Here is an 11,493-nt window from a genome sequence, read left to right as displayed (position 1 = left end):
ATGTGCACCGACCCTTGCTGGTCAGTCCTCCGGCGTGTCGCCCTCGGTGTCGGGGTCGGCGGCATCCGCGTCGGCCTCGACGTCGCGGATCGTGCCGTCGGGCTGCAGGCCCTTCAGCTCCACGACGTTGCCCGACGCGTCGGTGACGGTGGCGGACTCGACGACCAGCGCGAGGGCCTTGCCGCGGCGGATCTCCTGGACGAGCTCGGGCAGGTGCCCGTGCTCGAGCATGTGGTTGACGAACTCCTGGGGGTCCTGACCGGACTGCTGGGCCCGGCGCACCATGTGGCCGCTCAGCTCCTCCTGGTCGACGCCGAGCTCCTCCTTGGTGGCGATCGCGTCGAGCACGAACTGCGCGGTGATCGCGTCGCGGACGCGGCGCTCGAGGTCGGCCTCGAACTCCTCGACGGTCTGGCCCTCGTCCTCGAGGTACTTCTCCATCGTGATGCCTGCGAACGCCAGCTGCTGCTCGACGCTCTGGCGCCGGGCGGTCAGCTCGTCGGCGACCAGGGTGTCGGGGAGGGGGATGTCGACCTTCTCGAGCACGGCCTCGAGGACGGCGTCGCGGGCGGCCGCGGCCTGCTCGAGGCGCTTGCCCCGACCGAGACGCTCACGCAGGTCGGCGGTGAGCTCCTCGAGCGTGTCGAACTCCGAGGCGTCCTGGGCGAAGTCGTCGTCGAGCTCGGGGAGCTCCTGCTCCTGCACCTGGGTCACGGAGACCGAGACCTCGACCGCCTGGCCCACCAGGTCGCCGCCCACCAGCTCGGTGGTGAACGTCGTGGCGTCACCGGCGGCCATGCCGACCAGCGCCTCGTCGAGGCCGTCGATCATGCCGCCGCGGCCGACCCGGTAGCTCATGCCGGTCAGCTCGGCGCCCTCGACGACCTCGCCGTCCTGGGTGGCGGTCAGGTCGATGACCACGAAGTCGCCGTCGGCGGCGGGACGCTCGACGTCGCTGAGGGTGCCGAACCGCTCGCGCATCGCGCCGAGCTGCTCCTCGACGTCGGCGTCGGCGACGACGGCGTCCTCGACGGAGGCCGCGACGGCGTCGTACGCCGGCAGCTCGAACTCGGGCTTGACGTCGACCTCGGCGGTGAACTCGAAGCCCTCGTTCTCGTCGAGCTTGGTCACCTCGATCTCGGGCTGGGCCAGCGGCTCGAGCGAGTTCTGCTCCAGCGCCTCGCGGTATTTCTGGGGCAACGCGTCGTTGATCGCCTGCTCCAGGATCGCCCCCTTGCCGATCTGGCGGTCGATGACCGCCGGGGGGACCTTGCCGCGGCGGAAGCCGGGGACGTTGATCTGCTTGGCGATCTGCTGGTAGGCCGCGTCGAGGCTCGGCTTGAGCTCCTCGAAGGGCACCTCGACGGTCAGCTTGGCCCGGGTCGGGCTCAAGGTCTCGACGGCGCTCTTCACTTGTTCTCCTCGGATGGACAGCGTTCGGTCGTTAGTCGGGGCGACAGGACTCGAACCTGCGGTCTCCTGCTCCCAAAGCAGGCGCGCTAGCCACTACGCTACGCCCCGCCAAACAGGGCCTTGACACCATGTCTCGACCCGGCTTGGAGCGGATGACGGGAATCGAACCCGCGTAGCCAGTTTGGAAGACTGGGGCTCTACCATTGAGCTACATCCGCGCACCCGGGATCGTGCCACAAACTGGGCCTCCGACCCGAACTGGCGGCGGGCTCAGGAGCGCGTGAGCAGGAGCACGGCCCGGTCGTCGGACGTCGATCCGAGGCCGTCAACCAGCCGCTTGGCCGACCCCACGATGCCGCCGCGCATCATCTGCTCGGTCTCGCCGAGCATCCGGTCGATCCCCAGGTCGATGTCGCGGCGCGGCCGCTCGACCATGCCGTCGGTGTAGAGCAGGAGCGTGTCGTCGCGCTGGAGGACGCCCGAGGCACAGGTGAACTCCGCGTCCCGGACGATGCCCAGGATCGGACCCTCGGTCGGCAACACCGTCCACCTCCCCGAGCCGGCCTTGCGCAGCGCGGCCGGCGGGTGACCCGCCGAGCGCACCTCGTAGGAGCCGGTGCGCAGGTCGACCGACAGGTGGATGGCGGTCGCGAACCCCTCCTGCCACTCCTGCCGCAGCAGGTAGTCGTTGGCCGCCGGCAGGAACGCCGCGGCCGACAGGGCACCCAGCAGCCCGCCGAAGGACCCGGCCAGCAGCAGAGCCCGGACGCCGGCCTCCTCGCCCTTGCCGGAGACGTCCACCAGCGCCACCTCGAGCCGGTCCGGCGTCGGCCGGGTGGCCACCAGGAAGTCACCGGCGAACGCCGTGCCCCCGGCGGACTCGAGCGCCGTCTCGACGTACCAACCCGGGGGCAGGTGGTCGAGGCCGGTCTGGCGGCTGATCCGGTCGCGCAGGTCGACGAACATCGACTCCCCCGCGACCAGGCCCACGCCCAGGCGCGAACGGCGCCACGATGCGGCCAGCACGATCAGGCACATCAGCACCTGGATGCCCACAGCCCCCCAGGTGCGCACGGTGCGCTCCTCCTGGGCGGCGACCGAGACCGCGAGCAGGACGAGGATGAACACGACGAACAGCGGCAGCCGCCGCGGACCCAGCAGGATGCTGCCGAGCAGCAGCGGCACCATCAGGCTGGTGATGGGCACGATGTTGGTGACCGCGACGACGGCGATGACCACCGCCAGGCTGAGGGCCACGAGCCCGACCATGATCTGCGTCTGCACCGTGACCCCGCGGCGGGCCAGTGTCTGCGTCCAGGTCATGGGAGGTGGGTCCTCGTAGTCGTCGGGGGCTGGCTCACTCTAGGGGGCGCCTCGGTAGCGCCGTTGACACTTGCCACACCAGTAGAGGTTGCGGGCCTGGAGCTCGACCGTCCGCACCCGCGAGCCGCAGACGCGGCACGGCAGGCCGGCCCGGCGGTAGACATAGGAGTGGCCGCGCCGGCGCCCGGCCCCGAGCGGTCGGGCGTCGGCCTCGCTGTCGGTCAGGTGCTCGGGACCGACGGTGTCGATCAACCCGCTGCGCACACCGTCCTCCATCAGACCGACCAGGTCGGCCCACATCTCCTGCCACTGCCGGGCCCGCAGGGAGCGGCCGGGGCGGAACGGGTCGACGCGGTGCCGGAAGAGCAGCTCGGCACGGTAGACGTTGCCGACGCCGGCGACCACCGACTGGTCCATGAGCAGCCCGGCGATGGGCGCCCGGCTGCGCCGGATCCGCTGCCAGGCGACGTCGGGGTCGGCATCGGGGCGCAGCGGATCTGGCCCGAGCCGCGCCAGCACGGCCGCCCGCTCCACCTGGGTGAGCAGCTCGCAGGCGGTGGCGCCGCGCAGGTCGGCGTACGCACCGCCGCCGACCAGCCGCAGCCGGACCTGACCGACCGGCTCGGGCACCGCGCGGACGTCGCGATGCACGTCGAACCTCCCGTAGAGCCCGAGGTGGACGTGTACGACGTCTTGGACCGCGCCCTCGCCGAACGACGCGAACAGGTGCTTGCCGTAGGCCTCGGCGGCGTCGAGCACCCGGCCGTCGAGGAGCGCCGCGGACTCTGCGAACCGGCCCTGCGGGCTGGTCACCCGGACCTGCTGGCCCGCGAAGGCATCGCCGATGTCCAGCGCCAGGCGATGGAGGGTGTGGCCCTCAGGCACCCGCGGCCCCACGAGCAGCCCCGTCAACAGCGGAGTCCGGCAAGGGCGGCAGCTCGCGGGTCTGCTCGTAGGACGACATCTGGCCGATCCGGCGTGCGTGCCGCTCGTCGCCGCTGAACGGCGTCGTGAGGAACACCTCCACGAACCGGGTCATGTCCTCCAGCGAGTGCATCCGACCGCCCACCGAGACGACCTGGGCGTCGTTGTGCTGGCGGGCGAGGGCGGCGGTCTCCTCCGACCAGGCCAGCGCGCACCTGATGCCGGCGACCTTGTTGGCCGCCATCTGCTCCCCGTTGCCGGACCCACCGACCACAACGCCGAGGCTGTCCTGCCCCTCGGCCCGCTCCCGGGCGACCGCCTCGGCGGCGCGCAGGCAGAAGACGGGGTAGTCGTCGAGGGCGTCGTAGACGAACGGTCCGTGGTCGACGGCCTCGTAGCCGTGCTGTCCGAGCCAGCCGATGAGGTGGGCCTTGAGGTCGATGCCGGCATGGTCCGAGCCGAGGTGCACGCGCATGGCCGCAATCCTGTCAGGAAGCGGGCTGCTCGACGTAGACGGTGCCGCCCAGCTCCACGAACTCCTGGGACTTCTGCTTCATCCCGAGCTCCGCATCCCCGAACCGCTCCCGGACGTCCTGGCTGATCCGCATCGAGCAGAACTTCGGGCCGCACATCGAGCAGAAGTGGGCGGTCTTCGCGTTCTCCGCCGGCAGCGTCTCGTCGTGGAACTCCTCGGCGGTCACCGGATCGAGCGACAGCGCGAACTGGTCGCGCCACCGGAACTCGAAGCGCGCCTTCGAGAGCGCGTCGTCCCAGTCCCGCGCACCGGGGTGGCCCTTGGCCACGTCGGCTGAGTGCGCGGCCAGCTTGTAGGTGATCACGCCGGTCTTCACGTCGTCGCGGTTCGGCAGGCCGAGGTGCTCCTTGGGTGTGACGTAGCAGAGCATCGCCGTGCCGTGCATGGCGATCGTGGCGGCGCCGATGGCTGAGGTGATGTGGTCGTATCCCGGCGCGATGTCGGTCGCCAGCGGACCCAGCGTGTAGAACGGCGCGCCGTGGCACCAGTCCTGCTGCAACCGGACGTTCTCCTCGACGAGGTGCAGCGGCACGTGGCCGGGTCCCTCGACCATCACCTGCACGTCGTGCCGCCACGCCCGCTGCGTCAGCTCGGCGAGGGTGCGCAGCTCGGAGAGCTGGGCCTCGTCGTTGGCGTCGGCAGTCGAGCCGGGCCGGAGGCCGTCGCCGAGGGAGAAGCTGACGTCGTACTGCCCGAATATCTCGCAGAGCTCGTCGAAGTGCGTGTAGAGGAAGTTCTCCTCGTGGTGCGCCAGGCACCAGCCGGCCATGATCGAGCCGCCCCGGGAGACGATCCCGGTCACCCGCTGCGCGGTCATCGGCACGTAGCGCAGCAGTACGCCGGCGTGGATCGTCATGTAGTCGACGCCCTGCTCGCACTGCTCGATGACGGTGTCCCGGAAGACCTCCCAGGAGAGCCGGTCGGCCTCGCCGTCGACCTTCTCCAGAGCCTGGTAGATCGGCACCGTGCCGATCGGCACCGGGCTGTTGCGGATGATCCACTCCCGCGTGGTGTGGATGTCGTCGCCGGTCGACAGGTCCATCACGGTGTCGGCGCCCCAGGTGATCGCGTGGGTGAGCTTGTCGACCTCCTCGGCGATGCTGCTGGTGACCGCGGAGTTGCCGATGTTGGCGTTGATCTTCACCAGGAACCGCTTGCCGATGACCATCGGCTCCGACTCGGGGTGGTTGACGTTGACCGGGATGATCGCGCGGCCTGCGGCCACCTCGCTGCGCACCAGCTCGACGTCGCAGCGCTCGCGCTCGGCGACGTACCGCATCTCCTCGGTGACGATGCCCGCGCGGGCGTAGGCCATCTGCGTCGTGGTGCGGCCGGTGACCGCGCGCCGGGGCGTACGCCGCTCACCGCGCCACTCCCCCTGAGCCTCCCCGCGCCGCACGGCGGACCTCCCGTTGTCGAGCAGCTGGGTCTCGCGACCGTCGTAGGACTCGGTGTCACCGCGACCCTCGATCCACTGAGCGCGCACGGGGGGCAGCCCGCGCTCAGGATCGGAGCCCGGGCCCTCGGTGCAGTAGCGCTCGAAGGTCTCGCCGTTCGTCAGGGCGACGCGGGTGAAGGGCACCTTGAGGTCTCCGACCTCGATGCGGGTGTGGGCGGGGTGGACGGTCATGTGGTGTCTCCTTGGGTGCCGGTGGTGAAGGTTGCCGGGACGAGGTGTGCGATCGGCCCCCGGCCACGGCCGAGGTCCCAGTCCTTGCCGAGCCGCAGCTGCCGGACGACGTACGACGCCGCGGACCGTGCTGCCTCGGGAAGGTCGAGCCCGTGGGCCAGGTGGGCGGCCAGGGCCGCGGCGTAGGTGCAGCCGGTGCCGTGGTCGTTGGCAGTGACGACGCGTGCGTGCGGGAGCCGCACCGCCGGCTGCCCGGGGGCGCAGAGCAGGTCGGTGTCGCCACTTCCCGTGCGGATCACGGTGACGCCGTGGTCGCGCCCGAGGCGCTCGTCCTCGTCGGCATTGGGCGTGCTGACCGTCGCGACCGGAAGCAGGTGCTCGCGATAGGCGCGGACGACGGCCTCGTCGGCGAGCAGGGCTCCGGACGTCGCCGCGATCACGGGGTCGACGACGAGGACCCGGTCCGCACAGCGCTCGGCGACGAGCCGCACCACCTCGGGCGTCCCGAGCATCCCGGTCTTCACGGCGACCGGATCGAGGTCGTCGAGGACCGCGTCGAGCTGGGCTGCGACCACGTCGAGCGGCACCGGGTGGATGGCCCGAACGCCGGTGGTGTCCTGCGCGGTGATGGCCGTGACCACCAACGCGCCGTGCACGCCGAGCGCGGCGAAGGTCGTCAGGTCCGCGGCGATGCCCGCCGCTCCCCCGGAGTCGGTGCCCGCGACGGTGAGGACGACGGGCGGGCTCACGCTGCCACCTCCTGCAGCAGCGCAGCGACGACGCCCGCCGGGTCGGGAGCCCGCATCACGGCACCCATCACGGCGACGCCGTACGCCCCGGTCGCACGGGCCGCGGCCGCATTGCCAGGGGTGATCCCGCCCAGTGCGTAGACGGGGATGACGTGCCCCGCGAACGCCTCCGCTGGCAATGGGGGCCCGTAGCCGGGCTTGCTCCCAGTCGGGGCGTACGGCGACAGCGTGGCCCACTGCGCGCCCTCTCGGGCCGCGGCGACGACGTCGGGTGCGCTGTGGCAGGACCGCCCCCAGGACGCCGCCCGCGATGCGTCGGGCGCGGGTGCCGGCTGGCGGGAAGCCAGGTGGAGGCCGCTGGCTCCCGGCACCGGCCGGTGGGCGGCGATGACGGCGAGGCCGGCCGCGGCGAGGTCAGCCGCCAGGCCTGCGCGTTGCTCGTCGGCGAGGTCGGTCTCGCGCAGGACCACGTGGGTCAGACCGGCGTCGGCGCACGGCGCGAGCACCGAGCGCAGGCTCTGGCCCAGCTGCAGCTGGCTCCGGTCGGTCAGCACGAGCAGCCGCGGGGGCGGGCTCACGAGATCCGCCCCCGGATCGGGCTGGAGGCGCGTGCGGTCGCCCGGCGTGGGATCCGACCTGCCCGACGTGCCGTGCGACCGGCCTCGACCGCGAGGCGCAGGGCCCGGGCCATGGCGATCGGGTCGTCGGCCCGGGTCACGGCCGTCGCGGCGAGCACCGCGTCGCAGCCGAGCTCCATCGCCACGGCGGCGTCGCTGGCCGTGCCCACGCCGGCGTCGAGGACGAGCGGGATGTCGACGGCCGCACGGAGCCCCTCGATCGCATGCGGGTTGAGCACCCCGAGGCCGGAGCCGATCGGCGAGCCCAGCGGCATCACGGCGGCGCAGCCGGCGTCGACCAGTCGCCGGGCGACGACCGGGTCGTCGGTGGTGTAGGGCAGGACGGTGAAGCCGCGGCGCACCAGCTGTTGTGCCGCGTCCAGCAGCTCGACCACATCGGGGAGGAGCGAGGTCTCGTCGCCGATCACCTCGAGCTTCACCCACGTCGTGCCCAGCGCCTCGCGCGCCAGCTCGGCGGTGAGCACGGCCTCGCGGGCCGAGAGGCAGCCGGCGGTGTTGGGCAGCACCCTGACGTCGGCGGCCCGCAGGGCAGCGAGTAGCCCTCCCTCGGCGACCGAGGAGATCCGCCGGATGGAGACCGTGACCAACGCCGGCTCGGCCGCCGCGAGCACGGGCTCCACCAGGGACACGTGGGGCAGCCCGCCGGTGCCGAGGAACAGCCGCGACGGCAGCTCCTCGCCCGCGATGGTCAGCGCGTCGCTCATCCGCCCTGCACCGCCGTCACGACCTCGACGACGTCGCCGTCGGCCAGCGGCCGGCGTGGCCAGTCGTCGCGCGGCACCACCTCGTCGTTGACGGCGACCGCGACGCCGTGCGGGCGGGGGTCGTCGAGGCGCAGGGTCAGCAGGTCGGCGACGGTGCCGGCGTCGAGCGCCAGCGCCTCGCCGTTGACCGTGACCGTCATCGTGATCGTCATCGTGTTCCTCCTTCGGTCGCTGCGATGGATGCGCTGGCGGGTCCGGCGAAGCGCCGCGGGTCGACGGCGTCGTCGACCGACCCGCACTCGAGGTGGGCGGCGACCAGGCGCGCGGTGAGCGGTGCCAGCAGCACGCCGTGCCGGTAGTGCCCGGCTGCCAGCAGCACGCCGTCGACACCGGAGGGCCCGACGAGCGGCCGCCCGTCGGCGGTGGCGGGCCGGTCGCGTGCCGTGGTCTCGAGGAGCTCGGCGCGGTCGAGCGCCGGCCAGATCGCGCGGGCGGCCGCCAGCAGGCGCCGCACGCCGCCGGCGGAGACCACGGGGGGCGCCGCGTGCTCCTCGCTGGTCGCGCCGACCACCACCTCCCCGCCCGCGCGCGGCACGAGATAGACCGGCTCGCCGCCGACCCACCCGCGCACCGTCCGCGACGGTGGGTCCTCACTGCGCAGGCGTAGGATCTCGCCGCGCACGCCGCGCACCAGGTGCCGCCACGGCCGGGGCAGCTGCGCCCCGGTCGCGACGACGGTGACGTCGGCGCCGCCCGCGTCCTCGGCCACCACCCGCACCCGGCCCAGCAGGGCGGCGCACACGGCGCGCGGGTCGACGCTGGCCTCGGCGGGCAGCAGGGCGCCGCCGGCGACCCGTGCCAGACCGGGCTCGAGCGTCCGCACGGCCGCGGGTGCCAACGGCTCCGCCGCGTGACCGTGGCGGGCCACGAGCGCGGCCTGCCGCTCGACACGCTGGGCGTCGCCGGCGTCGTGCCCGACGAGGAGCGTCCCGTCCAGACGCAGGACGACGCCGAGCCGCGCGGCCAGGTCCGGCCACAGCGCGAGCGAGGCCAGACCGAGCCGGAGCAGGTCCTCCTCGCCGTGCCAGACCTCCGCGGCCGGGCTGAGCATCCCCGCAGCGGCGTACGACGCCCCCCGCGCCGGGCACCGGTCGACCACCGTCACGGCGTGCCCACGCCGCTGGAGCTCATCGGCGACCGTGAGGCCGACGATGCCGGCACCGAGGACCGTGATGCGCCTCCCCATCTCAGGCACCGAGCGCTGCGACGAGCTCCTTCGCTGCCTCTACCGGGTCCGGATGTCGCCAGATCCCGCCGATCACAGCCACGCCCTGGGCGCCGGCGGCGACGACGGCGGCCACCTCGTCAGCCGTGATGCCGCCGATCCCCACGACGGGCAGCACGCCGGTGGCCGCGCGCAGACCCCGGACGCCGACCGGGTCGGGAAGCCCGGCCTTGCTGGACGTGGCGAACACCGGCCCGACCCCTGCGTAGTCCGCGCCCGCCTCAGCGGCTGCCTCCACCGCGGCCAGCGATCGGCAGGTCACGCCGAGCAGCAGCCCAGGTGCGAGCCGCCGGGCGACGTCGACCGGCAGGTCGCTGCTCCCGAGGTGCGCCCCGTCGGCGCCCGCAGCGACGGCGACGTCCACGCGGTCGTTCACGGTGACGAGCGCGCCCACCGGCCGGACCGCCGCGACCACGGCCCGGGTCAGGGCGATCAGCCGGCGGGCGTCGTACGACTTCGCGCGGACCTGGAAGCCGTCCACACCGGCGGCTGCCAGCTGGGGCACCAGGGTGAGGTCGTCGTGCTCGGAGACGATGCAGATCAGCCGAGGAACCGACAGCGCAGATGACGACGCAGGTGACATGGTGCTCCTTCGCTTCCTTCGCCGGTATGAGCCGGATCAGGTTCAACGGTCGGAGCGGCTACAGCTCCCTCTCAGCCCGCTGCCGCGGACTCCCGTGGGTTGGATGCGCCGAACATAGCCGATCTTCGCGGGTCGCTGTTCGGCGATCCCGAAGCGTGACGCGAGGTCACGAACCAGACGACAGGAAGGCCGCCGTCTGGCGGAGCAGCTGTTCCGCAGCCGGGAACACCGCGTGGTGCCGCCAGAACCCGTGGATCTGCCCCAGGTAGCGGGTCGCGATGACGGTCACCCCGGCCTCGGCGAGCCGCCTCGCCAGCTCCTCCCCCTCGTCGCGCAGCGGGTCGTGCTCCGCGGTCACGAGGAGGGTTCGGGGAAGCGTGCCGAGACGGTCGGAGCGCAGCGGCGCCAGGTCGGGGTCCTCGAGGTCCGCGGGCGTCGCGGCGTAGTGCTGCCAGTACCACGCCGCCTCGCGCGGGTCGAAGCCGTCGGCCGCGGTGCGGTAGGAGTCGAAGCCCGCCTCCGGGTCGAGGAAGGGATAGATCAGCACCGCCGCCGCGAAGCGGCCCGGGTGGCGGAGTGCCGCCACCAGGGCGAGGTTGCCACCGGCGCTGTCGCCGTGGACGTACGCCGGTCCGCCGAGCTCCAGCCCGGCCGACTCCCGGTCCAGCCAGGCGAGCACCGTGTCGACGTCGTCCGGCGCCGCCGGGAACCGGTGCTCGGGCGTCCGCCGGTAGTCGACGCTGAGGACCGCGCGGCCGGTCCGGTTGGCCAGCCGGCGGCAGCCGGGGTCGTGGACGTCCACGTCGTGGAAGACGAAGCCGCCGCCGTGCAGGTGCACGACGACCCCCTCGCCGGCCCCGTCCGGCCGGTAGAGCCGGACCGGCACCCCGTCGGCGTCGAGGTCGCGCACCTCGCCGACCTCCTCGCGCGGCTCGGCCAGGGCATCGGTCCGGTTGGCCGCCCGAGCCGCGTCGATGTCGTAGCCCTCGGTCCATACCGGCGTCTCGGCTGAGGCGGCCTCGACGGCCGCCCGCGCCTCCGGGTAGAGCGCCATCAGCGGGTTTCGAGGGCCAGCCGGCCGCTGAGGACGACGAAGCAGGCCGCGAAGGCCCGCCGGACCCGGTGCACGACGCGCGGCCGGGTCAGCACCTGGTGGCGCACCGACGCCGCGGCGAGCGCGTAGCCGACGAAGACCAGGTAGGTCATCAACACGAAGACCGCGCCGAGGCCGAGCATCCAGCCCAGCTCGTGGTCCGTGCCACTCGGCACGAACTGCGGCAGGAACGCGAAGAAGAAGATGGTGAGCTTGGGGTTGAGCGCGTTGACGCCGATCGCCGAGACGATCACCGCCCGGCGGCTGGTGGGCGTGTCGTCGGCGTCGATGCGCAGCGCGCCGGTGTCACGCCAGGTCGACCAGGCCATCCAGAGCAGGTAGGCGACGCCGGCGTACTTCACGACCTGGAACGCCACGCCGCTGGCCTGCAGCAGCGCGGCGAGCCCCGTCACCGCGGCGAGCAGGTGCGGGACGGTGGCGATCGTGCAGGCGAACGCCGCCAGCAGACCCGCCCGGGCGCCGCGGCCGAGGGCCGCGGCGAGCGTGAATAGCGCACCGGTGCCGGGGGTCACGCAGATGACGAGCGCAGTGATCAGGAAGGACCAAGACACCTCGGCCACGCTACTGGGCAGCGACGGCCACCTCGGGACACAAT

13 protein-coding genes, 2 tRNA genes and 1 riboswitch are annotated in these 11,493 nt (G+C 73.0%); all 15 genes read right to left on the bottom strand.

The window, feature by feature from the left end; all coding sequences use genetic code 11:
- Nucleotides 1-21: 21 nt before the first annotated feature.
- Nucleotides 22-1,413, bottom strand: coding sequence for a trigger factor (tig, locus tag ACYVC6_RS08700; RefSeq protein ID WP_460712990.1), 1,392 nt, complete (start codon nucleotides 1,411-1,413; stop codon nucleotides 22-24).
- Nucleotides 1,414-1,448: 35 nt separating this feature from the next.
- Nucleotides 1,449-1,521, bottom strand: a tRNA-Pro gene (locus ACYVC6_RS08695).
- Between the two features lie 36 nt (nucleotides 1,522-1,557).
- Nucleotides 1,558-1,631: transfer RNA gene (locus ACYVC6_RS08690), tRNA-Gly, on the bottom strand.
- A 52-nt stretch (nucleotides 1,632-1,683) separates the two neighbouring features.
- Nucleotides 1,684-2,736, bottom strand: coding sequence for a PP2C family protein-serine/threonine phosphatase (locus tag ACYVC6_RS08685; RefSeq protein WP_460712988.1), 1,053 nt, complete (start codon nucleotides 2,734-2,736; stop codon nucleotides 1,684-1,686).
- Between the two features lie 39 nt (nucleotides 2,737-2,775).
- Nucleotides 2,776-3,621, bottom strand: coding sequence for an Fpg/Nei family DNA glycosylase (locus ACYVC6_RS08680; RefSeq protein ID WP_460712986.1), 846 nt, complete (start codon nucleotides 3,619-3,621; stop codon nucleotides 2,776-2,778).
- A complete protein-coding gene (locus tag ACYVC6_RS08675) occupies nucleotides 3,614-4,135 on the bottom strand; it encodes a ribose-5-phosphate isomerase (protein WP_460712984.1) in 522 nt (173 codons plus the stop codon). Before ACYVC6_RS08675 ends, ACYVC6_RS08680 begins: the two co-directional genes overlap by 8 nt.
- Before the next feature lie 13 nt (nucleotides 4,136-4,148).
- Entirely contained in the window at nucleotides 4,149-5,825 is a 1,677-nt protein-coding gene (gene thiC, locus ACYVC6_RS08670; protein ID WP_460712982.1) for a phosphomethylpyrimidine synthase ThiC, read from the bottom strand.
- Nucleotides 5,822-6,574, bottom strand: a complete 753-nt coding sequence (locus ACYVC6_RS08665; RefSeq protein ID WP_460712980.1) for a bifunctional hydroxymethylpyrimidine kinase/phosphomethylpyrimidine kinase — start codon at nucleotides 6,572-6,574, stop codon at nucleotides 5,822-5,824. The genes thiC and ACYVC6_RS08665 overlap by 4 nt, the downstream gene beginning before the upstream one ends.
- Entirely contained in the window at nucleotides 6,571-7,152 is a 582-nt protein-coding gene (locus tag ACYVC6_RS08660) for a thiamine phosphate synthase (RefSeq protein ID WP_460712977.1), read from the bottom strand. The genes ACYVC6_RS08665 and ACYVC6_RS08660 overlap by 4 nt, the downstream gene beginning before the upstream one ends.
- Nucleotides 7,149-7,916 (bottom strand): thiazole synthase, encoded by a 768-nt coding sequence (locus ACYVC6_RS08655; protein WP_460712975.1) that lies wholly within the window; start codon nucleotides 7,914-7,916, stop codon nucleotides 7,149-7,151. The genes ACYVC6_RS08660 and ACYVC6_RS08655 overlap by 4 nt, the downstream gene beginning before the upstream one ends.
- The gene (gene thiS / locus ACYVC6_RS08650) at nucleotides 7,913-8,128 is read right to left on the bottom strand and encodes a sulfur carrier protein ThiS (protein WP_460712973.1); all 216 of its coding nucleotides are present in this window, start codon (nucleotides 8,126-8,128) and stop codon (nucleotides 7,913-7,915) included. Before thiS ends, ACYVC6_RS08655 begins: the two co-directional genes overlap by 4 nt.
- Nucleotides 8,125-9,162 (bottom strand): FAD-dependent oxidoreductase, encoded by a 1,038-nt coding sequence (locus ACYVC6_RS08645; protein ID WP_460712971.1) that lies wholly within the window; start codon nucleotides 9,160-9,162, stop codon nucleotides 8,125-8,127. The genes thiS and ACYVC6_RS08645 overlap by 4 nt, the downstream gene beginning before the upstream one ends.
- A gap of 1 nt (nucleotide 9,163) precedes the next feature.
- Complete coding sequence (gene thiE / locus ACYVC6_RS08640) at nucleotides 9,164-9,784, bottom strand: thiamine phosphate synthase (protein ID WP_460712969.1); 621 nt, start codon at nucleotides 9,782-9,784, stop codon at nucleotides 9,164-9,166.
- A riboswitch (TPP riboswitch) is annotated at nucleotides 9,781-9,890 on the bottom strand. It overlaps the preceding gene by 4 nt.
- Nucleotides 9,891-9,950: 60 nt before the next feature.
- On the bottom strand, nucleotides 9,951-10,838 hold the full coding sequence (locus tag ACYVC6_RS08635) for an alpha/beta hydrolase (RefSeq protein ID WP_460712967.1): 888 nt from the start codon (nucleotides 10,836-10,838) through the stop codon (nucleotides 9,951-9,953).
- Entirely contained in the window at nucleotides 10,838-11,449 is a 612-nt protein-coding gene (locus ACYVC6_RS08630; RefSeq protein ID WP_460712965.1) for a LysE family translocator, read from the bottom strand. The genes ACYVC6_RS08635 and ACYVC6_RS08630 overlap by 1 nt, the downstream gene beginning before the upstream one ends.
- Nucleotides 11,450-11,493 lie beyond the last annotated feature (44 nt).

This window comes from Nocardioides dilutus, from assembly GCF_054779555.1.
The sequence above is the reverse complement of the archived record's forward strand: the minus strand, read 5'-3'. Positions and strand labels throughout refer to the sequence as shown.